Origin of the sequence: Corynebacterium nasorum, assembly GCF_030229765.1 — a bacterium.
Classification (GTDB): domain Bacteria; phylum Actinomycetota; class Actinomycetes; order Mycobacteriales; family Mycobacteriaceae; genus Corynebacterium; species Corynebacterium kefirresidentii.
Map to the genome: position 1 here is coordinate 118,649 of NZ_JASPGY010000006.1, position 24,097 is coordinate 142,745.

The 24,097-nt window shown below is 58.3% G+C and carries 22 protein-coding genes; 17 read left to right on the forward strand and 5 right to left on the reverse strand.

Features of this window, described 5'->3' with window-relative positions; genetic code table 11:
- The first annotated feature begins 38 nt into the window (after positions 1 to 38).
- The 3 genes from QP904_RS07640 to QP904_RS07650 all read left to right on the forward strand — a co-directional run bounded on the left by QP904_RS07640 (position 39) and on the right by QP904_RS07650 (position 2,892).
- Positions 39 to 971: an ROK family protein gene (locus QP904_RS07640; protein ID WP_239204393.1), complete on the forward strand. Its 933-nt coding sequence runs from the start codon at positions 39 to 41 to the stop codon at positions 969 to 971.
- A gap of 23 nt (positions 972 to 994) precedes the next feature.
- Positions 995 to 1,735: a lysophospholipid acyltransferase family protein gene (locus tag QP904_RS07645; protein WP_023021182.1), complete on the forward strand. Its 741-nt coding sequence runs from the start codon at positions 995 to 997 to the stop codon at positions 1,733 to 1,735.
- A 65-nt stretch (positions 1,736 to 1,800) separates the two neighbouring features.
- Positions 1,801 to 2,892 carry an acyltransferase family protein gene (locus QP904_RS07650; protein ID WP_284835832.1) on the forward strand — a complete coding sequence of 364 codons (1,092 nt, stop codon included), beginning with the start codon at positions 1,801 to 1,803 and terminating at the stop codon, positions 2,890 to 2,892.
- Here the strand turns inward: QP904_RS07650 and QP904_RS07655 are convergent.
- On the reverse strand, positions 2,798 to 3,979 hold the full coding sequence (locus tag QP904_RS07655) for a glycosyltransferase 87 family protein (RefSeq protein WP_284835833.1): 1,182 nt from the start codon (positions 3,977 to 3,979) through the stop codon (positions 2,798 to 2,800). The two genes, QP904_RS07650 and QP904_RS07655, sit on opposite strands and share 95 nt — an antisense overlap.
- A gap of 74 nt (positions 3,980 to 4,053) precedes the next feature.
- On the opposite strand from QP904_RS07655, the gene QP904_RS07660 reads away from it, so the two are divergent.
- Both QP904_RS07660 and QP904_RS07665 read left to right on the forward strand, forming a co-directional pair.
- Positions 4,054 to 4,563, forward strand: coding sequence for a polyadenylate-specific 3'-exoribonuclease AS (locus QP904_RS07660; protein WP_239204554.1), 510 nt, complete (start codon positions 4,054 to 4,056; stop codon positions 4,561 to 4,563).
- Between the two features lie 44 nt (positions 4,564 to 4,607).
- A complete protein-coding gene (locus tag QP904_RS07665) occupies positions 4,608 to 5,996 on the forward strand; it encodes a class II 3-deoxy-7-phosphoheptulonate synthase (RefSeq protein ID WP_023021186.1) in 1,389 nt (462 codons plus the stop codon).
- Here the strand turns inward: QP904_RS07665 and QP904_RS07670 are convergent.
- On the reverse strand, positions 5,993 to 7,327 hold the full coding sequence (locus tag QP904_RS07670) for a protein kinase domain-containing protein (protein WP_284835834.1): 1,335 nt from the start codon (positions 7,325 to 7,327) through the stop codon (positions 5,993 to 5,995). The genes QP904_RS07665 and QP904_RS07670 overlap by 4 nt on opposite strands.
- Positions 7,328 to 7,337: 10 nt before the next feature.
- Between QP904_RS07670 and QP904_RS07675 the strand changes: the two genes are divergently transcribed.
- Positions 7,338 to 7,742 carry an Rv2175c family DNA-binding protein gene (locus tag QP904_RS07675; protein ID WP_023021188.1) on the forward strand — a complete coding sequence of 135 codons (405 nt, stop codon included), beginning with the start codon at positions 7,338 to 7,340 and terminating at the stop codon, positions 7,740 to 7,742.
- Here QP904_RS07675 and QP904_RS07680 read toward each other — a convergent pair.
- From QP904_RS07680 to QP904_RS07690, 3 genes are read right to left on the reverse strand one after another with little or no spacing between them, the layout of a single operon-like run.
- On the reverse strand, positions 7,711 to 9,201 hold the full coding sequence (locus tag QP904_RS07680) for an alpha-(1->6)-mannopyranosyltransferase A (RefSeq protein ID WP_239204385.1): 1,491 nt from the start codon (positions 9,199 to 9,201) through the stop codon (positions 7,711 to 7,713). The two genes, QP904_RS07675 and QP904_RS07680, sit on opposite strands and share 32 nt — an antisense overlap.
- Positions 9,202 to 9,210: 9 nt before the next feature.
- Positions 9,211 to 10,290 carry a polyprenyl synthetase family protein gene (locus tag QP904_RS07685; protein ID WP_284835835.1) on the reverse strand — a complete coding sequence of 360 codons (1,080 nt, stop codon included), beginning with the start codon at positions 10,288 to 10,290 and terminating at the stop codon, positions 9,211 to 9,213.
- Positions 10,291 to 10,340: 50 nt separating this feature from the next.
- Complete coding sequence (locus tag QP904_RS07690; protein WP_284835836.1) at positions 10,341 to 10,898, reverse strand: GNAT family N-acetyltransferase; 558 nt, start codon at positions 10,896 to 10,898, stop codon at positions 10,341 to 10,343.
- A gap of 231 nt (positions 10,899 to 11,129) precedes the next feature.
- Here QP904_RS07690 and QP904_RS07695 point away from each other — a divergent pair, with 231 nt between their 5' ends.
- From QP904_RS07695 to QP904_RS07745, 11 genes are all read left to right on the forward strand, one after another.
- Positions 11,130 to 11,561 (forward strand): SAV_6107 family HEPN domain-containing protein, encoded by a 432-nt coding sequence (locus QP904_RS07695; RefSeq protein ID WP_086587385.1) that lies wholly within the window; start codon positions 11,130 to 11,132, stop codon positions 11,559 to 11,561.
- 109 nt (positions 11,562 to 11,670) lie between these two features.
- Positions 11,671 to 12,069: a DUF3040 domain-containing protein gene (locus tag QP904_RS07700; protein ID WP_284835837.1), complete on the forward strand. Its 399-nt coding sequence runs from the start codon at positions 11,671 to 11,673 to the stop codon at positions 12,067 to 12,069.
- Positions 12,070 to 12,520: 451 nt separating this feature from the next.
- Positions 12,521 to 12,955 (forward strand): division/cell wall cluster transcriptional repressor MraZ, encoded by a 435-nt coding sequence (gene mraZ, locus QP904_RS07705; protein WP_005324499.1) that lies wholly within the window; start codon positions 12,521 to 12,523, stop codon positions 12,953 to 12,955.
- A 158-nt stretch (positions 12,956 to 13,113) separates the two neighbouring features.
- Positions 13,114 to 14,154 (forward strand): 16S rRNA (cytosine(1402)-N(4))-methyltransferase RsmH, encoded by a 1,041-nt coding sequence (gene rsmH / locus QP904_RS07710; RefSeq protein WP_284835838.1) that lies wholly within the window; start codon positions 13,114 to 13,116, stop codon positions 14,152 to 14,154.
- Positions 14,151 to 14,927 (forward strand): cell division protein FtsL, encoded by a 777-nt coding sequence (gene ftsL, locus QP904_RS07715; protein WP_284835839.1) that lies wholly within the window; start codon positions 14,151 to 14,153, stop codon positions 14,925 to 14,927. Before rsmH ends, ftsL begins: the two co-directional genes overlap by 4 nt.
- A 207-nt stretch (positions 14,928 to 15,134) precedes the next feature.
- Positions 15,135 to 17,003: a peptidoglycan D,D-transpeptidase FtsI family protein gene (locus QP904_RS07720; protein WP_034655422.1), complete on the forward strand. Its 1,869-nt coding sequence runs from the start codon at positions 15,135 to 15,137 to the stop codon at positions 17,001 to 17,003.
- Between the two features lie 9 nt (positions 17,004 to 17,012).
- A complete protein-coding gene (locus QP904_RS07725; protein WP_284835840.1) occupies positions 17,013 to 18,548 on the forward strand; it encodes a UDP-N-acetylmuramoyl-L-alanyl-D-glutamate--2,6-diaminopimelate ligase in 1,536 nt (511 codons plus the stop codon).
- A gap of 2 nt (positions 18,549 to 18,550) precedes the next feature.
- Entirely contained in the window at positions 18,551 to 20,080 is a 1,530-nt protein-coding gene (locus tag QP904_RS07730) for a UDP-N-acetylmuramoyl-tripeptide--D-alanyl-D-alanine ligase (RefSeq protein WP_284835841.1), read from the forward strand.
- A 30-nt stretch (positions 20,081 to 20,110) separates the two neighbouring features.
- Entirely contained in the window at positions 20,111 to 21,217 is a 1,107-nt protein-coding gene (gene mraY / locus QP904_RS07735; protein WP_023021199.1) for a phospho-N-acetylmuramoyl-pentapeptide-transferase, read from the forward strand.
- Positions 21,218 to 21,259: 42 nt separating this feature from the next.
- Complete coding sequence (gene murD / locus QP904_RS07740; RefSeq protein ID WP_284835842.1) at positions 21,260 to 22,651, forward strand: UDP-N-acetylmuramoyl-L-alanine--D-glutamate ligase; 1,392 nt, start codon at positions 21,260 to 21,262, stop codon at positions 22,649 to 22,651.
- A gap of 28 nt (positions 22,652 to 22,679) precedes the next feature.
- Positions 22,680 to 24,080 (forward strand): FtsW/RodA/SpoVE family cell cycle protein, encoded by a 1,401-nt coding sequence (locus QP904_RS07745; protein WP_023021201.1) that lies wholly within the window; start codon positions 22,680 to 22,682, stop codon positions 24,078 to 24,080.
- Positions 24,081 to 24,097: the final 17 nt, after the last annotated feature.

A 24,097-nucleotide genomic window follows, 5' to 3' on the forward strand; every position in this document is an offset into this window, starting at 1 on the left:
TGTGACCCTAACCAGGTTGTCGGTATATTCTGTTATGCATGCTTAAGAACAACTCCGCCGATCTCACTATCGGCTTTGACGTCGGTGGCACCAACGTGCGCGGTGGAGTGATCACTCGGGAAGGGGAAATTCTCGCGAGCCGTACCGTTCCCACTTCTATGGACGTCGAGCAACTGGAAGCGGACATAGTGGGTATCGTCGAGGAACTGCGCGCTGAATATACAGTGGATGCGGTTGGCCTCGCATTGGCGGGATTTCTGGATCCTTCGTGCGAAGTAGTGCGCTTTGCCCCGCATCTTCCATGGCGGCAAGCCCACGTGCAGGAGTCGCTTTCGCGCAAGCTAGACATGCACGTGCGCTTGGAGCATGATGCAAATTCTGCTGCGTGGGGAGAATGGCGCTTTGGTGCTGGTCGTGGCGCGGAAGATTGGGTCTTTTTTGCAGTGGGAACCGGAATCGGCGCCACGCTGATGACGCATGACACCATTTACCGCGGTGCGTTCGGCACCGCACCAGAGTTTGGGCATATCGTGGTGTCTCCTAATGGGCGGCAGTGCTCGTGTGGCAAGCGTGGCTGTTTGGAGCGTTATGCCTCCGGGACTGCCTTGCCGGATACCTGCGCCGATCTGCGTGAACATTATGAGACTTCGTTGCCGGCGGAGCCTACAGGTAAAGAAATTACCCAGGCAGCGCGTAGGGGAGACCCGCTTGCTGTAGCGGTGATGGAAGACTTCAGCCGGTGGCTAGGTCAAGGCCTGTCCATTGTGGCCGATGTCCTCGATCCAGAGCTCATAGTGCTTGGCGGCGGCGTATCTCAAGACGCGGACTTGTACCTCGAAGGGGCCACCAAAGCCATGGGGCAAGATATTGTCGGGGCAGGGCATCGCCCCCTCGCACGTGTTGCCACCGCGGAATTGGGGTCTGCAGCGGGTATGATTGGCGTAGCCGATTTGGCCCGTAGCGGCCGTTAGAACGAACAAAGGACGACCTGGCGATGAAAAACAAGTGGTACTGGGCTTTTAAGTACATATTCTTCGGACCTGTCCTGCGCGTATGGAATCGCCCGTGGACCGAGGGAATTGAAAACATCCCAGCGGAAGGGCCCGCGATTTTGGTCTCGAATCACCAAGCTGTGATGGATTCTTTCTTCTTTCCTTTGGTATGCCCTCGCCAGATTACCTTTCCAGCTAAGTCGGAATATTTCACCACCCCTGGGTTCGTCGGTAGCTTGCAGAAGTGGTTTTTTACTTCGGTAGGCCAAGTCCCCATCGAGCGCGATAGTGAAGACGCTGGCGATGCCATTGTGCAAACCGCAGAAAGCATCTTGTCCCGCGGGGATCTTTTCGGTATTTACCCGGAAGGCACCCGTTCTCCGGATGGTCGAGTTTATAAGGGCCGCACAGGCATGGCGCGCATTGCGATGGAGACTAACCAACCGGTTTTCCCCATTGCGATGATCAACACGCGCAAAGCTAATCCCATTGGCTCGTGGATTCCTCGCCCCTTCAAGGTCGGCGTGCGGGTGGGCGACGCCATCTGGCCGCATGAGTGGGCCAAAGAGCGCGGTATGAATCCAAAAGAGCATGAGACGATCCGTGCCTTTACTGATTTTGTGATGCGCAATTTGGCCGAGATGAGCGATAAGCCTTATGTTGATGTGTACGCCTCCGATGTGAAGGCTTCACTCAAAGCTGGCCATGGTTACCCCGCCGGCGCAGAATACAAGGGGAGGTAATCACTATTCCCAAGGCCCGCTTAGCCTGGCCAGATACCGCTAAAGGCGTATCCATTATCGGCGTCGTGCTGCTGCACGTCACGCTGGTAGTTCCAGAAGGTGAGCTAACGTGGTTGGCTGCCCTAAACGTATGGCTGGACCCGCTCCGCCTACCCTTGTTCTTTCTCGTATCCGGCTATTTCTCTACCAAGATTTTTCGCTATTCTTTTAGCGAGCTATTTACTCGACGCCTGTGGTTTTTCCTCGTTCCCTATACGGTGTGGATGACCGTTGAACTATGGACCAAGCGCATCGAGTATCACTGGGTTTTCGGTGATCCCTATCTCCAGGTTACTGAGCTACTGTATAACCTGCTTTTGGGGCACACGATGGCTTGGTTTATTCACTCGCTCATTTTGTTCAATCTATTTTTGTGGGCCGTGCGCAAGCTGCCAGCGTGGGCGGGCATAGGACTAAGTTTTGCACCGCTGCTTTTTATAGCCTGGCAGGACCACTATTTTTTCATCGGCAAGGCAATTATGTTCTTGCCCATTTTCGTGGGGGCGGCCTATTTGCGTGGACCAATTACGCGGTTTGCCGACGCCGCCGAAGCACCCTTCAAGGGCAACTTCCGCACAGGCTCGCTATGGGTATATTGCGTGGCCATCATTAGCTACATTGCGGGCCTGTCCCTCCGCCAAACCTGGAATGCTATCGAAGGTGACGTAGCTGTGCAGTGGCCATTGCCAGGTGGGGACGTCCTCGGCCGGGGCGATTTAGATCTCTTGATTCGCTTTGCAGAGCAAACGCTCGAAACCCCAGCGGGCATCGTCGGCGCGGTCATCATCAGCCATATTCCGGCGCTTTCCACCTTCGTAAAGTTTGTGGGCCGGCACACCTTGCCCATTTACTTGGCCCACCCCATCGGCATGACGGTGGGATTCGGGTTCTTCATGGCCCACCGTGACTACGCGGTGAGCCTGGCCGGCGCGTGGCCCATGGAAAATACCTGGTTCTGGATTGGCGCCTGCTTTTTCTACTCGGCAGCGGCCTCGGTGGCACTGTGGGCGCTGGGCAAGGTACCTATCCTTGGGTGGACGCTGGTTCCACCGCGGATTGATAAGCGCCGGCCCGTCGTAGAGCCAATGGTAGCGAACAAAGAACCAGCAGGGCAGTAACGATGGCGTAATCATTGCCCACGATGTGCTGCCACCAGGCCCAGCTTAGCTCTTGGTCATTGGCATGAGGCACGAGCCAGTGCCCGCGAGCCAGAAGCGCCAGCCACGTTAGTGCGGCAAACCCCCAGTGGCGACGGGCCACCAGAAGCACTCCCGCCAAAACGAGCCAGGTAAAGTGGTGCGACCACGACACCGGCGAGCACAGCAGCGAAACTGATGCGGCCAGAAGCATGAGCACCGCTTGGTTCTCCTGTGAGAGACGCTCCATGGTAAACCAGACGAGGGCAATGACGAGGAGAACAGCTACGAGCCATAGCTTTTCGGCGTGTTCTGGGGCTAGGCGGCTGAAGAATCCGCGCAGAGATTGGTTGGAGCTATAGGCAAGGCCGCCAATGCGGTTGGAATCGCGCAACGTATCGCTCCAGTACTGGATGGAACTATGCGGATTGCAAGCAAAGGCAAGGAGACCCGCGGCTAGGAAGGCGCCTAGCGCGCTGAAAAATGCGCGCCATTCCCTGCGGACAAAGAACACGGCGAGGAATACTGCGGGGGTGAGCTTGATAGCCATTGTAATACCGGTCAGCACGCCGCGGCCACGGCTGGGGCTAAGCCAGAGGATATCCACCACCACTAGTGCGGTCAGCAAGATATTGACCTGCCCGAAGCTAAAGGTCTCCGTGATCGGCTCAGTAAGCATTGCGGCCAAAAGCGCCCAACCTGCCCAGCCAGGGCAGCGCAAAGCACGCAGAACGAGGGCTACGCAGCCCCAAAGCGCAGCAAAGGAAGCGATAGATATGAGGATGCTTGCGGCGGTGAGGGGAATCCAGCTCAATGGGACAAAAAGCAGCGCCGCAAACGGCGGGTAGGTAAAGGGGAGAGAGACATCGCGATTGCTGCCGACTAGGTAATCTTTGGCATATAAATCGCTGCCAAAGCCGGCACCGCCTTCGCGGTAAACGTCGAGGTCAATGTGGTAGTAGGTGGAGAAATGGCCGGAGAAAAGCTCCGGAATATCAATCAGCCACCAAAGGGCCACGAGGGCAGATAGGCACAAGGGAAATGCAGTAAACCACACAGACTTCTTCACGCCAGAAGTGTACAACTGTCTCTTTAAGGGGCCAATTTACCGCCCCGGATAAGGCGACGCTAGGCTTGGGAGACGTGCGCTACTTCTATGACACCGAATTTATCGAAGATGGACAGACCATTGAATTGGTCTCCATCGGCATCGTCGGTGAGAATGGCAGCGAGTACTACGCTGTGTCTACGGATTTTGATCCGGCAAAGGCCAATTCTTGGGTAAAAGACAATGTATTAGCCAAGTTGCCCAGCCCCCGGGATCCAGTGTGGAAACCTTTGGAGACCATCCGCACGGAGGTCTTTGAATTCCTGACCCAAAGTTCCACTCCGATAGAGCTGTGGGCGTGGGTGGGAGCCTACGATCACGTGGTATTGGCGCAGTTGTGGGGAGATATGGCCGGGCTGCCTAGGCGGATGCCGCGCTATACCCGCGAGCTCAAGCAGTACTGGGAGTTTGCAGGACGACCAAGCTTGCCCGCCGTGCCAAAGGGCAATCATGATGCGCTTGTCGACGCCCGCCATAACCTTGCCAAGTTCCGTGCCTGCGCCCAGGTGCTTCCGCTCTCTAAGGGCAATAGAATCAATATCTAGAATTTAACTAACGCGCTATAGGTCCTTAATGGTTAAATAGCAGTGTGAGTTGGACAGTAGATATTCCGCAAGGCGTTCTCCCGGACCTTCCACCATTGCCTGAGGGCATCGAGGAAGTCTTCCAAGACGTCATCAAGCGTGATGCAAAGCAGCAGCCAAGCTGGGATCCCTCCCAGGCCAATAACGTGCGCAAAATTCTCGAATCCGTGCCTCCTATCGTGGTTGCGCCCGAGATTGAAGCGCTCAAGAAGAAGCTGGCAGACGTTGCCCTAGGCAAGGCTTTTTTGCTGCAAGGCGGCGACTGTGCAGAAACGTTTGAGTCAAATACCGAGCCGCATATCCGCGGCAATGTGAAAACGCTGCTGCAGATGGCCGTGGTGTTGACCTATGGTGCCTCGGTTCCCGTGGTGAAACTGGGCCGCATCGCCGGCCAGTACGCCAAGCCGCGTTCCTCTGATACGGATTCTAACGGTCTGTTGAACTACCGCGGTGACATTGTCAATGGCGTGGAGCCAAGCGAGGAGGCGCGCCGTCACGACCCCGCCCGCATGATCCGCGCCTACGCAAACTCTTCGGCGGCAATGAACCTGGTACGTTCGCTAACCTCGTCTGGAACTGCGGATCTCTACCGCCTGCATGAGTGGAACCGTGAGTTCGTGCGTAAATCTCGCGCTGGTGCCCGCTACCAGGACCTAGCCCGTGAGATCGAAAACGGCCTGAACTTTATGAATGCCTGCGGCGTGCACGATGACACCTTGCGCTCTGCCGATATCTACTGCTCGCACGAAGCATTGCTGAAGGACTACGAGCGCTCCATGCTGCGCTTGGGCTTGGATAATAACGGCGATACCAAGCTCTACGATCTTTCTGCACACCAAGTATGGATTGGTGAGCGCACTCGAGGTATCGAAGATTTCCACGTGAATTTTGCGGCGATGATTGGCAACCCAGTGGGCATCAAGCTGGGGCCAGGGGTAACCCCAGAGCAGGCCGTGGAGTACGCAGAAAGGCTCGACCCGAACCGTGAACCTGGTCGCCTGACCATGATTTCGCGCATGGGCCACGATAAGGTCCGCAGCGTTCTACCTGCCATCGTGAAGGCAGTGGAAGACTCAGGCCACAAGGTGGTTTGGCAGTCTGATCCGATGCACGGCAATACCTTTACCGCATCCAATGGTTATAAGACTCGCCACTTTGACAAGATTGTGGACGAGGTCCAAGGCTTCTTTGAGGTCCACCGTGAACTGGGCACCCATCCGGGTGGCGTGCACCTCGAGTTCACCGGTGAAGACGTCACCGAGTGCCTAGGCGGTGCCGAGGACATCACCGACGTGGACCTGCCGGGCCGCTATGAGTCTGCCGTAGATCCGCGCTTGAATACACAGCAATCGCTAGAGCTGTCCTTCCTCATTGCGGAGATGCTGCGTAACTAAATCCACAGGTTCGGCGTCATGCCATAAAGCGAAGAACCGAACCACCACCCGCCGATCGCCACCGCGCCAACAGCAATCGCTACCACTAGTAGGAAAAGAACTAGTGAAAGCGGATTGCGGTTGGTCAACGGACGCTCGGCGGGTTCTTCTTGTGCGCTGTGGACCGGTTGCTCAGGGACAGACGCCGGCACCGGTGGTGGCGCAGATGCAGCTGCCGGGGCAAACGGCTCGAGGGGGGACTCGGCCGTGGAATATGGCTGCGGTTGTGGCTGCGGCCCTGGAGCGGCCCTCGCCTGAGGCATATCCAGTTTTGTTTCAAAACTAAGGCGCTGCGGCGGGATGACTTCTGTCGGGCCACCGTCAAGATGTTCCGTTTCGTCCTGCGAGATGCTGCGAGTGGGCTCAAAGATCTCGGTGGCTCCTGTGCCAGAAAAATCCGTAGGAGCCTGTGCCGTGCGCGCTGCCGCAGCGTTCCTTGGCACGGGGATGGTCACGTCTGGGAGATCGAGCTCTCGGCCGACGTCATCGAGTGCCTCGAGAAATTCCCCGGCGTCGGAGAAGCGCTCACGGGGATCACGGGCGGTGGCGGTGGCCACGAGGGCGTCGACAAGCTTGGGCACACCAGAGATACGCGACGACGGCGCGGGGACGTCGGAACTTAAGCGGGCCGTGGCATGCGCCATGGGAGTATCGCCAGAAAAGGGAACGGTGCCGGTAAGCAGCTCGAAGAGGACGATACCGGCTGAATATACATCTGAGGCCGGGGTAATTTCCTCACCTGTGACTTGCTCTGGCGCAAGGTAGGACACGGTGCCCACAATCATGTTTGTCGTGGCTTCGGCATTGGTGGCGCGCACCAGCCCAAAATCGCCCACCTTTACTCGGTGGTGGGAGGTAATAAGCACATTATCGGGTTTGATGTCGCGGTGGATGAGCCCGGTGGAATGCACCTCCTCTAGGCCGCGGAGAACATTGCGCAGGGTAGAGGTGGCTGCCTGCACCGGGAAGGGGCCGCCTTCGGCCAGAAGCTCGCGCAGCGTACCGCCATCGATGAGCTCCATGATGAGGTAGATGGGCTCACCATCGGCCGAAAAGTCGTGAATAGCCACGAGGTTGGGATGCTGCAAACGAGCCATGGCGCGGGCCTCGCGCGAAAAGCGCTTGATAAAAACTGGGTCATCGGAATAGCGCTCGTCCATGACCTTGGCCGCTACCGCTCGCCCAAGCCGCATGTCCACGCAACGATAGACGGTAGACATGCCACCGCGGGCAATGGGGCGATCGATGCGGTAACGGTTTTCCAGCACGTCACCAATTTCCAACCTAGTCATGCTTCCCAGTATGGCTGATCCTCTAGCCCGCGTTAAAGTAGAGAACGTGACTAATGCAGAAAAATCCCTAGATACCTTGCTCGCTAACGAAGAACTGCTCAGCATGCAGCAAGTAGCAGAAAAACTAGACTTGCCCATTACGCGCGCCTATGACCTGCTGCAGGACCGAAAGTTCATCGCCTGGGATTCCCCAGAAGGAAAGCGGGTGCCGCTGGCCTTCTTCAATGATAAAGGTGTCATTGCCAAGCATGTGACCGCGGCGATTACCGTATTGACCGACGGCGGCTATAAGGACACCGAAATCTTCAAGCACCTCTTTACTGAGGATGATTCACTGCCGGGCCGCCCCATCGATGCCTTGCATGGTCACCTCGCCCGCGAGGTTATCCGGCGTGCTCAGGCTGCCGCTTTTTAGGCACGCCTTCAAATATCCACTGAATGGCAAACCATGCCACCACGATCATCCCGATGACCCAGAACCAGTTGTAGAGCTGGTGATTGCCATCGCCGGAGAAGGAGACGCCGATAAACAGGGCCACGCCGGAGGCGAATTTAATAAGCCATAATGGCGGCCGGAACGTGCCCATCAGGGTAAAGATGGAGGCGTAATACCACGGCAAGGTCACGGCATTGAAGACAAAGGCGACCTGGTAGGCGGCCGCGGTGCCCATGACAGCGTCGCGGTCGTCCTTGCGGCATAGCCACCACACCGCCACCAGTCCGATGAGCATGCAGGCCATTGCGATGCTGCGCAAGACAGCCAGGATGGCGTTATAGGAAGCATCCGGCATAAAGATTTGCACGGCGGGGAAGATTACATCAGTGGCTAGGGTTGGCCCCGCAAGCGGGTTGATCACCTTGGAATTGCCGCTTACCTGAGACAACCAGCCCCAAGACGTTCCCGAAATCCATGTGATGAGGGCTACCGCAGCGATGATTTCTACCAGCGCAGTTAGGCCAGAAAGCACAAAGACGAATAGCGACCGCCACTTGCTAGAGCCTTTGGGCGCGTAGTAGTGAAGCATCATCCATACAATGAAAGGTGCCGCAATGACGGCAGTGGCCTTCATCGCCACTGCCGTGCCTACGAGGAGGAGGGCGGCGTGGAAATGCCTGTTCAAAGCTGCTAGCAGCCCGATAGATACGAGACCCACCATGAGAGATTCATTGTGCATGCCGCCGATGAGGTGCAAGATGATGACTGGGTTAGCCACGCCGAGCCACAAAGCTACCGCCGGATCAGCGCCGAGTTTCGAAGCGATGCGGGGGATAGACCAAGCGATGGTGATAAAACCTAATAGGGAAAGAACCTTATACGCGGCGACACCTGCGGTGACGTTGTCACCCACCAAGCCGGTGACCAATTCACCTATCCATAAATGAAGGGGGCCATAGGGCGTGGTGGTATTGCGCCAGTCCTGGGAAACCTCAAGAAGGAAGGGGCCTGGATTGACAGCAGCACCTTCGGTATAAGGATCGAAGCCGTCGCGGACCATTGCGCCCTGCATGAGATAGGAATACACATCGCGCGAAGCCAGGGGACCGGCAAATACAAGGGGAGTGACCCAGGCAAAGAGGATGCGCTGGATATCGCGTAAGCCGCCCTTGGGGCGAGGGTTAGTAAGCTGCGGGCGAATAATGGTGCGCCCAGCGAGTACCCAAGCCGCAGCTAAGAGGAAAATGCCCACCCAGTACAGCGCAAGACCGAGATTGCGCCCGTGACCATAAGACAAGAAGCCAATATTTAGCGCCTCAAGGAGCCCGCCGCGGTTCCGGGTAGCGCCGCCGGAGAATGAGGCAAACAGCAAAATACAGGATGCCGATAATCCCAGTGGTAGCGCGCGCGGAATGGGAAAGGAGTACGTCTTTGACACGGCAAAAACCTACTTGTGGCGAGCCGTGGCCTTGATTGCCAACTGCTCTAGGGTTTCGGTTACCGCGGGATCTACTCGTGCGGCGCGCAGGTGCTGCAAACCGGATTGCGTCAGTGATGCGATGCGGCGCTCAATATCTTCCGGTGCGCCCGAATCAGCGATAATCTGCGCTAAGCGCGATAGCTCCTGGGGATCTGAGGTGTGACCGATGAGCTTGCGTAGGGTGGCCGCAGCCTGCGGGTCGGATTCATCCGCGCGACGAAGCGCTAGCGCCAAAAGCTCGGTGCGTTTTCCTTCGCGCAGATCATCACCGGCAGGTTTGCCCGTTACGGCGGGATCGCCAAAGACACCCAATTGATCGTCGCGCAACTGGTAGGCAATGCCGATATCTTGCCCGTAGCCGCGGAAGGCTGCGATAAGTTCTTCGCTAGCACCGGCAATCGAGGCACCCAAGTGCAATGGGCGTTCAATGGTATAGGCGGCCGTTTTATAGCGGTTGACGGAATTGGCAAGCGCTACGGATTCGGAACCGGCCGCCTCCAAAGCGATATCTAAAAGTTGTCCGCCAATGACTTCAGTTCGCATGCCGCGCCACGCGCTGCGAGCTCGGTGTAAAGCTGCCGCACTAAGACCGGAGTCCTGGAACATGTCCTCCGCATAAACCAGCGCTAGATCGCCGACCAAGATTGCTACGGACGTGCCAAAAAATTCTGGGTCCCCCAAGTATCCCGACTCGCGGTGCAGCTTTTCGACGCCTCGGTGCACCGTAGGATTGCCGCGCCGGGTATTTGAAGCATCGATAATGTCATCATGGATGAGCGCACATGCCTGGATAAATTCCAGGGAAGCGGCCGCGCGGAGCATGGCCTCCGGGTCTTCTTCTCCGCGACCAGCAGCGAGGTATCCTGCCCAGGCATAGGTGGGGCGCACCCGCTTGCCGCCGTCAAGCACGAAGGATTCCAAAAAGCTCACGGCCTTAGTTACAGGGGCACCAATTGCGGCCACCTGCTCTCGGCGTTGATCAAGAAAGGCAGCGAGTTCTTCGCGTACCGCACCGGGAATGTCCGCCAGCTCAGGAATATTTTGCATAGTCACATCCCACACGATACCGCCTAGGACACTTAAGAAATAACAGAGGTTTACAGCGGCAGCCTAGCGCCCAAGATGGCAAAAGGGCGGGCATCGGCGGGGTAGAGGTGATTGCGGAGGACATCGAAAAAACCGGCGGACCTATAGAGGCGGAAGGCACCGTTGTCCTCGTTTGGTACTTCAGGCGTGGACAATAGGGCATAACGCGCCGGGGCATTCCATAACAATCCCTCTAAGAGCTTTTTACCCAGGCCGTGTCCCTGGTATTGCGGCAATACGTGGATCTCCGCCAATTCGTAGTAGTTGCGTACGATGTCCCACTGCTCTTCAGTGGGACCGCCTTGCAGCAAACGTAGCCCGCGACGAAGCTCAGCGTCCCACCAGCTATCCGGAGAACCTAGAAACCCATAGGACACCCCAACGATGCCGTCGTCCTGGGTGGCTATCTGCGCGCTGAATCCAGGGCGCGTCAAGTCACGTCGCCAGCTGGAGATGCGGCTGTGCACGATGGCGGGGTTGTAGTTCATTGCCTCGATATGGATTTCAACCAATTGAGGGGCCAGTAAGGAAAACTCCGGCGGGGTTAGGCGGCGAATTTCAAAGCTCACAGTATCTATGACACCAGAAGTCTGGCCCAGAGGCGGACAGTGGGGCGAACTCTGTCTTTCGGACGCGGTGTTAAAAAGTCGAACAATCGGCCTTATAGAACCTTGTGCGCAGGGTGTACCCTTGTCTAATTCGAACAGGTGCACTATTCTTAAGGGTGAAATGTCCGGCGGCTTCCTTAGGGTCAATGGGCAAAACCAACGACGTTATTTATTTAGTTAAGAACAAAGGCAATGGCACAGATTATTTCGGCAACGCGTACCCGTTCTAATGGCCGGGCGGGCGGCAAGCGAGCGCGGTTCCTCTTTCAGGCTCGAGAATTATTGGATGCCGCACGCGGTTATGCGGCTGAGGGGAGGTTCGATCAAGCTTTAGAGGTGGCGTACCAATCGGCCCTTCGCACCGCGGGGGCGCGGGTAGCTGCATCGGCGGTGGCTCGACGTCGCCGCCTCCCCTCTAGCGCATGGGACCGGCTAGCGCTCGTAGGTGTGGAGGAAAAGCGGTGGGCTGAATCTTTTAAGGGCTATTCGCGTACCCGCGCTCGCGTAGCATCGGGCTTGGATGAAGTCCCGGGCGAGGATTTTGTCTACGGTCTTATGCAGCGTGCTGCACAGTTCTTGGATGAAAGTGAGTTAGAGACTTCTTTTGGCTCTTTTGCCGCGTAGTCACTGCGTGGGGGCGCTCACTACCTTTTAGGGAACATACTGATTATTCTGGGCGTTAATATAAGTAGAACTATTGCCGCCCGAAGCCCAAACCCTAGTTGGAGGAACAGTGTCTCTTTCTGAACAGGAGCAGCGTACGCTCCGTGAAATTGAGGAATCGTTACTTGCTGATGATCCTAAGTTTGGCGCTTCCGTTTCTGAGCCTGCGTCGTTCGGTGGCTCTGGCGGCGCGGTAACCCTGCGTGGTGTAGCACTCGTTGTTGTCGGTCTATGCATGCTCATTGGCGGTGTTGCCCTCGCACAACAGAGCCTGTGGTTTATTGCGCTTTCCATCGCGGGCTTTTTAGTGATGTTTGCCGCTGGTGTGTGGATGCTGCGCGGTGATGGCTCCGGTTATTCGGTGAAGAAGCGTGATTCTGGTGCCCGTGCAAAGAAGTCTGCCGTCCGTAGGGGCGGAGTCAGCGATAAGCTGGAGGAAAACTTCCGCCGCCGCTTTGAGGGGCGTTAGCGCTTTTCATTTTCAAGCTCACCCCGGTCGACCCAGCAAAGGTTGACCGGGGATTTTTGTATCCAACCAAAATTCCCCACTTCGCCCCACCGGAGAAGCATTCGGTGGGCTGTTGTGGGGTAGCTTTCCCGTAGGTCCAGTCAAAACGCCTTGATAACACAGGATATGGGGGAGGTGAGGGAATCGGGGCGCATTATATTGGTGTTGCGGGTGGTGCGTAAGGGGTGGCTGTAGTGGGCTGTCAAGGTCTTTTAGGGGATTTCTTCCCACTGAAGAAACCGCTATCTAGCTGCGGGAAATTGTGGACTAACTGAAAGACACGCGGCAATAAGTGGGTTAGGTGGGGGAAAGTGGGGTAGAGTGGGGCGCAGCGGAGGAAAGAGGGGCTTCAACGTCTCGATTCTGAAGTGAGAGAATCCGGAGTTTTCGAGTAAGGAAGGTGGATGCCGGGATGTTTCTCGGAACCTACACTCCGAAGCTCGATGACAAAGGACGTCTTACGCTTCCGGCAAAGTTTCGCGATGAACTCGCGGGTGGCCTTATGGTCACCAAGGGGCAGGACCACTCGTTGGCCGTGTACCCACGGGAGGAGTTTGCGGCACGAGCACGGAAGGCAGCGGCGGTTTCTCGAACCAACCCAGAGGCACGCGCTTTCATTCGCAACTTGGCAGCAAGTGCGGACGAACAGCGGCCGGACGGGCATGGTCGAATCACGTTGTCCGCGGGGCATCGGGAGTACGCGAACCTGTCCAAGGAATGCGTTGTGGTTGGCTCTGTGGACTTTCTCGAAATTTGGGACGCGGCCGCGTGGGCCGAGTACCAGTCGCAAACTGAAGATGCTTATTCGGCCGCAGATGCCGATGACGTACTGGCGGGCTTGCTCTAAGCCTGCACAAGAGTGCGTGTAAGGACTCTGTCCGAGGCGGATGATTCTGGTGTACTTCCCCGATATCAGAAACCTGCCTCGGACAGGGCCCTATACGCACTCGCATGCTTTCCACCACTGGAAGTCCGGGATTCGAAGAAAGGGGGTTGCGGGGAGACATGGCTACTGAAAACCTAAATTATGACGTGGCTGATAATCACGGCCATGTGCCTGTCATGCGCGAGCGCATGGCCGATCTCCTGCGCCCCCAAGTAGAAACGGCGGGGGATAAAGCCGTGCTTGTTGACGCCACCTTGGGCGCCGGCGGCCACACCCGCTATTTTCTAGAAGCTTTCCCCAATGTCCGAGTGATTGGCGTAGACCGCGATCAGCAGGCGCTGCGCAACGCAACCGAACGTCTAGCGCCTTATGGCGATCGCTTCATTGGCGTCAACGCTCGCTTTGATGAGTTGGGCAGTGCCATTGCGGAAGGCGAGGGCTATAACTTTGATCTGGCCCGCAGCGTCGGCCTTGCCGGAGCCCTCTTTGACCTTGGCGTTTCTTCGATGCAGCTCGATCAGGCGGACCGCGGATTCGCGTACAAGACGGATGCACCGCTGGATATGCGTATGGATCCCTCGCAGGGGATTACTGCGGCGGATGTGCTCAACACCTATTCGCACGGTGATTTGGCTCGGATCCTCAAGACCTATGGCGATGAGCGTTTTGCCGGGAAAATTGCCTCGGCTGTACTGAAGGAGCGCGGTAAGGAGCCTTTCACTAACTCCGCGCGCTTAGTTGAGCTGCTTTACGACGCCATTCCGGCCGCGACCCGGCGTACAGGGGGACACCCCGCGAAGCGCACCTTTCAAGCCTTGCGCGTCGAGGTCAACCGCGAGTTGGAGGCTATCGAAAATGTGCTGCCGGTTACTACCCAAGCACTATCGGTAGGAGGCCGTGCCGTATTTATGAGTTACCAGTCCTTGGAAGACCGCATCGTGAAGGCGGCCTTTAAAGAATTGACCACGTCCACAACTCCGGCCGGACTGCCAATGGACCTTCCTGGCACCGCGCCGAAATTCACAATCGTGACGCGAGGCGCGGAAAAGGCCTCCGAAGAGGAGATTGCAGAAAATTCCCGGGCCGCGTCGGTGCGTGTTCGTGCCATCGAAAGGCTCGAGGGAATGCCAGAATTTCTACCGCCGGGAGGCAGGCCATGAGCACAATCCCACGTCGAAACCACCTAAAGACTGACAGCCGCGACAGAGAGGCCACTCGCACCATGGGCGCCAGCCGAGACTTCACCACCGGAATCGATACCGGAGCCCCGACGGCGCTGCGTGAGCGTCCCAGCACGAAGCGTGCCCCGAGCCGCACCCGGGTTCCGCACCGCAGCCGCAGCACGAACCGCCTGGGATCGAAGCAGGTTGTTAGCTTCCGCGGCCGGCAGCAGCAGCCGCAGACTAAGAAGAGCGGGCTGTTTGCCCGCCTGTCTGTCATCGCGCTTACGCTTCTCATCGTCGGCGTAGCTGTGGCAATGTGGCTGTCCGGTTTGTCTACCAAGCAAACCTTTGCCATCCAACAGCTCACCGTTCAGGATTCCCAACTGGATAACCAGATTGAAACCCTCAACCGTGATGCAGAAAATCTCAGCTCTTCTGCAGACATCGCGCGCCGTGCGGATGAAATGGGCATGGCCATTCCTAAGCAGCCAGGTATTGCGGAAGTCGGCGGCGATGGAAAGATCGTCGATAAGCGCGAAGGCACCCCGGATACGGAAAAGCTTATTGACGTAAACGGAGAACCTATCCGCCCCGGCCAAGCTTCCAGCGACCCGAAGGATACTGAAGGCCTCTCGGATTCCTTAAACGCCGTGCCGCAAGGCCAACAGCGCACCACCCGCGGCGGTGATGCCGGGAATACCGGCGCCGCGCAGGATGACGCGCGCCCCAACCTTCCCGCACGTGCGCCGTACGCCAGCCGCGCCGAGTAGCCGGAGTAGCTAGGAAAGAATATTCGGTGAAAATGATGATGCTCGCGCGTGGTGGCGCGGGCATTCTGACTTTTGTAGGGCACAATCAATACACGCAAGAAATTGTGGCGGAAATAGGGAAGGTGACATTGGACTGTGACTACGCCAAGTAGGGCTAGGCGCCGCCCGCGCCGCACCACCAGCTCCGCGGTGCCGCAAAAGAAGCTGATGCGCAAGCGTCTGCGCATTATCGTCTCCGTGGTGCTCGTGGCTATGGTTGTCCTTGTCGGCCGACTAGCCTGGGTGCAGCTCGTATGGGGTCCGGACCTTTCCGCCAAGGCCGTAACTCAGCGCGAGCGCGTCTATATTGAGCCGGCCCGTAGGGGAGAGATTTTAGACCGCGACGGCCAGCGCTTGGCTTATACGATGAAGTCTCGGTCCTTGACCGTCTCACCTACTCGTCTGCGCGATGAGCTAAAAGACAAGGCCGAAATCGAGGCCCAGAATGACGGCTCGACTGAGGGTATGGACGATAAGAAGCTCGATAGCTTCCTCAACCAGAAAATGGAGGAGACCCTCAAAGACATGGCGGAGGGAATCCCGAAGATGATTGAGGATTCGGGAGCTTCGACCTCCAAGGTGGAAAAGGAAGACATTCTTAATAAGCTCAAGGCCGATACCCAATACGAGGTATTGGTGCGCAATGTCGATCCGGATGTAGCCGTAGAGATTTCCAATAAGTACCACGGAGTGGCAGCAGACCGGCAAGACATTCGCCAGTACCCCAATGGCGCTATTGGGGAGAATGTCGTGGGCAAGGTATCCATGGATGGCCATGGCCAATTTGGCTTCGAGGCCGCGCGCGATACGGAACTAACCGGCATTGACGGCCAGTCAACCGAGGACGTATCCGCGGATGGCCAGGTTATCCCCGGCACGCTCCGTGATGTCGTTGATACCGTTGATGGCCGCGATGTCACCCTCACCCTCGATTTGGACCTGCAGACTTATGTGCAGCAAAAGCTGGAGAAGGCCAAGGCCAACTCCAAGGCTTCTGGCGCGGAGGCTGTGGTCCTTGATGCTGCGACCGGCCAAGTTCTCGCCATGGCCAATACCGATACCGTAGATCCCAACAAGAATATTGAGGATCAGCTCGATGAGGGCAAAGACTTTGAAAACCACAGCGTCTCGCACCCTTATGAGCCAGGCTCTGTAGCCAAGGTGGTTACCGCTGCTGCCGCATTGCAAGAGGGAGTGACCACCCCGGACGAGGTGCACCAGGTTCCGGGATCCATCGATATGGCGGGTGTGACCGTTAACGATGCGTGGCAGCACGGCACCGAGCCCTATACAACGACCGGCATCTTTGGTAAATCCTCCAATGTGGGCACCTTGATGCTTGCCGATAAATTGGGCCAAGAAAAGTACGCGAAGTACTTGGAAAAGTTTGGTTTGGGTAATACCACCGGCGTAGAACTACCGAATGAATCTGCCGGTAGCGTGCCGGACCTGGAGCAATGGTCCGGCGGCACCTTCGCCAACCTGCCCATTGGTCAGGGCCAGTCCTGGACCACCTTGCAGATGGCGAGCGTGTACCAAACATTGGCAAATGGCGGCGAGCGCATCGAGCCGCGCATCATTGACTCTGTGAAGGGGCCAGACGGCAAGGAAGAAAAGCTGGAGGAGCCAAAAAAGACCCAGGTGATAAGCCCTGAAACCGCCAAGACAACGGTGGATATGTTCCGGGCCGTCTTCCAAGACGATGACGCTGGCCTGCAAAATGGCACGGCCGGTAATGCGCAACTCAAGGGTTATCAGCTCTCCGGCAAGACTGGTACAGCTCAAAAGGTCGATCCGAATACCGGGGCCTATTCGAACTCCGCCTATTGGATCACCTTTGCCGGTATCGCACCGGCCGATGATCCGCGCTTCGTCGTTGCCGTCATGTTGGATGAACCCAAATCCGGTGTGGAGGACAATGGAGGCGGCGGCCAATCGGCAGCGCCGATTTTCCGAGACATCGCCTCCTGGCTGCTCAACCGTGACAATATTCCGACTTCGAAACCAGCACCGCGGCTGACCCTGCGGGCACAATAGGAGCTTAGTATGACCGTTTCATTGGATACTCTCGCCCAGCTTTCTGGCGGGCGCGTCATTGGTGATGCCTCCGTGGAGGTCTCCGCGTGCGGGCTGGATTCTTCCCGTCTGCCTGAGGGCGCGCTTTTTGCCGCCCTGCCGGGCACACGTGCACACGGCGCGCAGTTCGCCCGCGATACTAAGGCTGCGGCTGTGCTTACCGACGCCGCCGGACTCGACCTGCTCAGCCGGGCCCAAGAGACCCGCCCCATTGTGGTGGTGGACGATATTCGTGCCGTGCTCGGTCCGATTTCCGCTGAAATTTATGGCCACCCCACCCGGGAACTGACGGTCATTGGCGTCACCGGTACCTCCGGCAAGACCACCACGAGCTACCTGCTTGAAGCTGGTCTGCTCCATGCTGGGCATTCCGTGGGGCTTATCGGTACCACCGGTACTCGTATTAACCGCACCCCGGTTCCTACCTCGCTTACTACTCCCGAGGCACCTACCTTGCAAGAGCTATTCGCGCGCATGAAAAGCGAGGGCGTCACCCACGTGGTGATGGAGGTATCTTCGCATGCACTGGAGTTGGGACGCGTGCGCGGAACCCGGTTTGCCGTGGGCGGGTTTACGAATTTAAGCCAGGATCACCTGGATTTTCACCCCACCATGGAGGACTACTTTGAAGCTAAGGCCAAGCTCTTTGCTGGGGAACAGGCGGCCGAGCAGGCTGTAATCTGCCTCGATGATGAGTGGGGCGGGCGCATGCGCGGCGTCGCCGAGAGCGCTGGCCACCCCGTAACCACGGTGGCCACTCAGGGGGCTGCGGCCACGATTTCTGCGCACCAAACCGCCACCGAGGCTACCGGCGCCCAAGAGGTCGCCTTGAACTATGACGGTGCCGATTTCTCCTTCCGGTTGCCACTGCCTGGCGAGTTCAATATCGCCAATGCCTGTTTGGCGCTGGGCATGGCCGTAGCGGTAGGAGAGTCGCCGGCGGAGTTCCTCTCGGGCGTGGAAAAGGTCGCTGTTCCCGGCCGTATGGAGCGCATCGACCGCGGCCAAGACTTTGTGGCCGTGGTGGACTATGCCCATAAGCCGGCAGCTATCGCCGCGGTGCTTGATACTCTGCGCGGCCAACTAGAAGGAACCAAGGGGCGCGTCGGCATCGTCGTCGGCGCCGGCGGAGACCGTGATAGCTCAAAACGCCCCATCATGGGCGCTGCCGCGGCCACCCGCGCTGACCTCACTGTGGTCACCGATGACAACCCACGCTCTGAGGACCCTGCCACTATTCGTGCTGCGGTGGTGGACGGTGCACGCGAAGCCGCGCCCCAGGGCGATATTCGTGAGGTAGGTTCTCGTGCCCGTGCCATCGATGAAGTCGTTGACTGGGCCGAGCCAGGCGATGCCGTCATCGTCGTCGGCAAGGGCCACGAGGTGGGCCAACTTGTTAACGGGAAAACCTTGCACTTTGATGACCGCGAAGAAATGGCACGCGCCATCGAGAAGAAACTGGCCGGAACCCTACAGCGCGATACCCTTAGGGATGCGAAGGAGTAGTCATGATTCCACTTTCTATTGCCGATATTGCCGAAATCACCGGGGGCAGCCTCGATTGCGTTTCTGACCCAGACCAGCGCGTTACCGGGTTCATCGAATTCGATTCCCGGAAGGTAACCAAAGGTGGGTTGTTTCTTGCCCTGCCCGGCGCCCGAGTGGATGGCCACGACTATGCGGAAAAGGCCGTTGAGCAGGGCGCTGTAGCGGTGCTTGCCGCGCGGCCGGTCGGCGTTCCGGCGGTCGTCGTTAAGCCTCAAGGCCGCGTTACCGGTGATGCTGCGAACGCGGATATCTATGCTCACGACGAGGACGGCTCTGCCGCTGCGGTTGTCCAGGCGCTGTCCGATATTGCCAGGGAAGTCACCCGCCGCCTGACCGCGGAGCAGGGCCTAGAGATCGTCGGTGTGACCGGCTCAGCCGGAAAGACCTCCACCAAGGACCTGCTGGCCACTATTTTCCGCGCAGAGGGCGATACCGTTGCCCCTCCTGGTTCCTTTAATAACGAGGTCGGTCTGCCCTATACCGCTTTGCGCTGTGATGAGCACACCCGCTTCCTCGTTGCCGAAATGTCTGCCCGCGGAATTGGCCATATCCGCCACCTGACAACTATTACCGCACCCACCGTGGGCGTAGTGCTCAACGTGGGCACCGCTCACCTAGGCGAGTTTGGCTCGCGTGAAAACATCGCCCAAGCCAAAGGCGAGCTTGTGGAGGCCCTGCCCTCGGCCGCTGAGGGCGGGGTCGCTGTGCTCAATGCCGATGATCCCTTCGTCGCCGGCATGGCACCGCGCACCTCAGCAAAGGTGGTTTACTACTCGGCAAATAAGCCGCCGGCTGCCGACGCCCAGTACTACGCCAGTGAAATCCAGCTCGATGATGTGGCCCGCCCCTCGTTCGTGCTGCATGCGCCGGGCACAGACCCGCTTCCAGTAAAACTGCAGGTCTTTGGCCGGCACCAAGTATCAAATGCTTTGGCAGCGGCGGCCGCAGCCATTGAATCAGGCATGGACCCGCAGGTGGTAGCCAGCGCGCTATCGGGGCACCAAAATGCCTCCGAACACCGCATGGACGTACGCACCCGCCGCGATGGAGTCACCACCATCGATGACTCCTATAATGCCAATCCCGATTCCATGCACGCGGCGATTGCCGCGCTGGCCTATACCTCAGCCGCTCGTCCGGATGCCCGTGCCATCGCCGTGCTCGGTGAGATGGGAGAACTCGGCGGCGAAGCGGTGGCTGCCCACCGCACATTGGGCGAGGTCCTTTCCAAATACCACGTTGGCTACCTCGTGGCCGTGGGAGATAACGAGAATATGAGGGCGATGGTCGAGGCCGCACGGGCGCAGGGTATAAATACTACTATCAGCCCAGATGTTGACACCGCTGCGGCGGCGGTCGAAGACATCATTAGGGTAGCGCCTGCCGGCATCGAAGACTGGGCGGAGCGCGAGGCCAAAGACGTTGTCCTCATCAAGTCATCGAATGCCCAGCGCCTGTGGCGCGTGGCAGAAAAGCTCAATCGCCGTTAGTCCTCAGTACAAGGAGAAAGACCTCTAGCAATGACTCAGATCATTATCGCGGGCATCCTCAGCTTCCTCGTCGCGATTTTTACCACTCCCATGTTGGTCCGCTATTTTTCCGGCGTAGGCAAGGGGCAGGAAATCCGTGAGGACGGGCCACAGCTGCACCTACGCAAGCGCGGCACCCCAACCATGGGCGGACTGGCGATTTTGCTCGCCATCACTGTGGCCTACCTTGTGGTGGGCATTTACGCCCGCGTGACGGGCAACGGTGGCTTTAGCCCCTCCGGTCTCTTGGTCTACTTCCTCACCATGGGCTTGGGCGGACTGGGCTTTGCCGATGACTTCATCAAGCTGTTTAAAAAGCGTAACCTCGGCCTCAATAAGACCGCCAAGCTGGTAGGTCAACTAGCCGTCGCGCTTATCTTCGGCATCTTGGCACTGCAGTTCCCAGATGCACACGGCTTGACCCCGGCGTCTACAAACCTGTCCTTCGTCCGCGATTTTGACACCTTCGATATCGCCGTGGGCGGCGCCATTATCGGCACCATCGTTTTCTTGGTCTTTCTCTATCTACTCATCGCGGCGTGGTCGAATGCCGTAAACCTCACCGACGGCCTCGACGGTTTGGCCGCCGGCACCACTGCGATGGTCATGGGAGCCTACGCGCTCATTTCCTTCTGGCAGTTCCGCAACTCTTGCGCGGTGTCGCCCGCGGCGGGGTGCTATGAGGTCCGTGACCCACTCGACCTCGCCGTGCTGGCTGCAGCTGGCCTGGGCGGTTGCTTGGGCTTTTTGTGGTGGAATGCCGCACCGGCGAAAATCTTTATGGGCGATACCGGCTCACTAGCACTCGGTGGTCTCGTCGCTGGCCTGTCCGTGACCACCCGTACCGAGCTGCTCATGATCATCATCGGCGCCATCTTCGTTATTGAGACGGTCTCCGTGGTTATCCAGATCATCGTCTTCCGCAGCACCGGAAAGCGCTTTTTCCGCATGGCGCCCATCCACCATCACTTTGAAAACGGTGGCTGGGCAGAGACCGCCGTGGTCACTCGCTTTTGGTTGCTCAGCGCCATGGCCGCCATTGCCGGCGTATGCATCTTTTATGGTGACTGGCTGTCCGCGGTCGGTTTTAGTTCTTAAGACTCACGCCTTCTAGCTTTATCGAGGAAAGAGGAAAAACAGATGACCGAGTTGCCATCCTCCTTGCGCGGTCGCGTGCTCGTGGCTGGGGCGGGAGTATCCGGGCGCGGTTGCGTCGCTATGCTCACCAGACTCGGCGTGGATACTACCGTGGCAGATTCCAACGAAGCTGCTCTAGAGGCGTTGGCGGAGGACTACGGCGTAGCTACGGTTTCCGTTGACTCCGCTGCCCAAAGCGAGTTTGACCTCGTGATTACCTCGCCCGGCTGGCGTCCTGACTCGCCTTTGTTGGTTGCTTTTCAGAACGCTGGGGTAGAGGTGATCGGCGATGTGGAGCTTGCCTATCGCTTGGACCGATCCGGCGTCTTCGGGGCACCGCGCACCTGGTTAGTGGTCACCGGAACTAACGGCAAAACCACCACCACCGGAATGTTGGCCCAGATTATGCAGGCCGATGCCGAGCGCACCGGCAAGCGCGCACTGGCGGTGGGCAATATTGGCGTTTCGCTTTTCGACGCCCTCACCGCCACCCCTCGCGTCGACGTCCTTTGTGCCGAGCTTTCTTCTTTCCAGCTGCACTGGTCTAGCCAGTTGCGCCCAGATGTGGGCGTGCTGTTGAACTTGGCAGAAGACCACCTCGATTGGCATGGCTCGTTCGACGCTTATGCGCAGGCCAAAGCCAAGGTGCTCGACGGCCAAGCCGCCGTCGTGGGCAAGGACGATGACGCGGCGGTGCGCTACGCCGAGAATACAGCTAATCTATACGGCTTTACCGCCGCTGAACCTGCAGAGGGGGAGGTAGGCGTAAGCGCCGGCCGCCTTCTCTCTCGGCTCGCCCAGGAGCGGGAGGATCTCGCTTCCGCCGAGGGTATCGAGCCCGCTGGCTTGGCAGGAGTCTTGGACGCTGCGGCCGCGGCGAGCGTCGCGCACTTGGCAGGCGCTAGCCCCCGCTCCATCGCGCAGGGGCTGGCAGCGTATACCGTCGCCGGGCACCGTGGCGCTGTGATTCATGAGCATTCCGGTATCAGTTTCATCGATAACTCCAAGGCCACCAACCCACACGCAGCGGATGCAGCGCTAAAAGGGCTCAATTCCGTTGTATGGATTGCCGGCGGGCAGTTGAAGGGGGCGGAGGTAGACGGGCTCGTCGCCAAGCACGCCGCCCAGATCAAGGCCGCGGTAGTTCTCGGCGCGGATAGGCAAGAAATCGCCCAGGCACTGGCCGAACACGCACCACATGCACCTGTAGACGTTATCCAAAGCAACGACCCTGCCGCGGCCATGAATGCAGCGGTGGATGCTGCACTGCAACACGCCGAAGCCGGGGATACCGTCCTTTTGGCACCGGCTGCGGCATCGTTGGATATGTATACCGGCATGGCTCAACGCGGTGACTTCTTTGCCGTAGCCGCGCGGGAGCTCACCCGCGACTAGAGCTAGATATTGAAGATCAGGAGAACATATGACGGCCACCTCCCAGCAGCGCCCGCGCTCCAAGAGCTTTGGCGACCGCGTTCGTGAGCTGCGCGAGCAAGCCCGCCAGCAGGCCGGCCTAGATTACCAGCTGTTGCGCTTTATCATTTTCACGCTCGTGGGCATTGGTGTGCTCATGGTCTTTTCCTCTTCAATGGCCACGTCATTGACCGAGGACGGCGGGGTGTGGAACCAGGCGCTACGGCAGTGCGTCATGGTGTTTTTTGGTCTCCTTGCCTTTTGGCTGGGCCTGCAGGTCTCGCCACATACTTTGCGCAAATGCGTGCCGTGGATCGTGGGCCTTTCTATTATTTTGCTCATTGCGGTGCTCATCCCCGGTGTAGGCACCGGCCGTGAAGAGGTGGGTTCGCAGTCGTGGATTTACCTCGGTCCGTTTTCCTTGCAGCCCTCGGAGCTCGCGCGCATTGCCGTAGGCATGTTTGGTGCGAGCGTCCTGGCCGACAAGGAACACAAATCCATGAAGCTTTCTGACCCCTTCATGATGTATTCCTTTATTTCTGCAGGAATGTTTTTGCTCATCGTCGGTCAAGGGGACATGGGCATGGCGTTATCCTTCGCCATCGTGGTGGTCTTTACCCTCATTTTCGCCGGCGTTGACTGGAGAGTCCCCGCAACGATTGGCGTTGCCGCGGTCTTGGGGTTGATCGGGATTTTCTTGAAAGGCGGTTTCCGCTCGAATCGCTTCCACACCTATTTCGACGCCTTGTTGGGCAATATCTCCGATACTCAAGGCACTGGTTTCCAGTCTTACCAGGGCTTCCTCTCGCTTGCCGACGGCGGCTTCTGGGGCGTTGGCATCGGCCAATCCCGCGCCAAGTGGTTCTACCTGCCAGAGGCGAAGAATGACTTTATTTACGCCATCGTGGGTGAGGAGCTTGGCTGGTGGGGCGGCGCGCTCGTTATCTTCCTCTTTGCAGCTTTGGGATATGTGGGCCTGCGCACCGCGATGCGGGCACAGAATCAGTTCCAATCTTTGCTCGCCGCCTCGTTGACCATCGGTGTGGTTACCCAGGCCTTCGTCAATATTGGCTATGTCATTGGCCTGCTGCCAGTGACCGGTATTCAGCTGCCCATGATCTCCGCCGGCGGTACCGCGGCGATTATCACCATCGGTTCGATGGGCGTGCTGTGCAATGTAGCGCGCCACGAGCCGATGCAGATTTCCGCAATGCAGAACTTTGGCCGCCCGTTTTTTGATCGCCTCTTTTTCATCGGCGAGCCGCAGCCGGTGTCTAAGCCGAAAAAGAAGCAGCGGGGGCGTCACGCCCGCCCGCAGGAGCCACGCTCCCGTGTGCGCGAAGAGCAATTTGGTCGCCCGGTGACTGGAAGCGGCCGCCGCTATCCGCGCGCCGAGCGCCGCTATCGATAGGTGGCGCTGGTAGCCTT

What these genes read in the sequence shown, in the direction of transcription:
- QP904_RS07640 (WP_239204393.1), top strand. Translation starts at nt 39, where the DNA reads ATGCTTAAGAACAACTCCGCCGATCTCACTATCGGCTTTGACGTCGGT.
- QP904_RS07645 (WP_023021182.1), top strand. Translation starts at nt 995, where the DNA reads ATGAAAAACAAGTGGTACTGGGCTTTTAAGTACATATTCTTCGGACCT.
- QP904_RS07670 (WP_284835834.1), bottom strand. Translation starts at nt 7,327, where the DNA reads ATGACTAGGTTGGAAATTGGTGACGTGCTGGAAAACCGTTACCGCATC.
- QP904_RS07675 (WP_023021188.1), top strand. Translation starts at nt 7,338, where the DNA reads ATGGCTGATCCTCTAGCCCGCGTTAAAGTAGAGAACGTGACTAATGCA.
- QP904_RS07685 (WP_284835835.1), bottom strand. Translation starts at nt 10,290, where the DNA reads ATGCAAAATATTCCTGAGCTGGCGGACATTCCCGGTGCGGTACGCGAA.
- QP904_RS07695 (WP_086587385.1), top strand. Translation starts at nt 11,130, where the DNA reads ATGGCACAGATTATTTCGGCAACGCGTACCCGTTCTAATGGCCGGGCG.
- mraZ (WP_005324499.1), top strand. Translation starts at nt 12,521, where the DNA reads ATGTTTCTCGGAACCTACACTCCGAAGCTCGATGACAAAGGACGTCTT.
- rsmH (WP_284835838.1), top strand. Translation starts at nt 13,114, where the DNA reads ATGGCTACTGAAAACCTAAATTATGACGTGGCTGATAATCACGGCCAT.
- ftsL (WP_284835839.1), top strand. Translation starts at nt 14,151, where the DNA reads ATGAGCACAATCCCACGTCGAAACCACCTAAAGACTGACAGCCGCGAC.
- QP904_RS07720 (WP_034655422.1), top strand. Translation starts at nt 15,135, where the DNA reads ATGCGCAAGCGTCTGCGCATTATCGTCTCCGTGGTGCTCGTGGCTATG.
- QP904_RS07725 (WP_284835840.1), top strand. Translation starts at nt 17,013, where the DNA reads ATGACCGTTTCATTGGATACTCTCGCCCAGCTTTCTGGCGGGCGCGTC.
- QP904_RS07730 (WP_284835841.1), top strand. Translation starts at nt 18,551, where the DNA reads ATGATTCCACTTTCTATTGCCGATATTGCCGAAATCACCGGGGGCAGC.
- mraY (WP_023021199.1), top strand. Translation starts at nt 20,111, where the DNA reads ATGACTCAGATCATTATCGCGGGCATCCTCAGCTTCCTCGTCGCGATT.
- murD (WP_284835842.1), top strand. Translation starts at nt 21,260, where the DNA reads ATGACCGAGTTGCCATCCTCCTTGCGCGGTCGCGTGCTCGTGGCTGGG.
- QP904_RS07745 (WP_023021201.1), top strand. Translation starts at nt 22,680, where the DNA reads ATGACGGCCACCTCCCAGCAGCGCCCGCGCTCCAAGAGCTTTGGCGAC.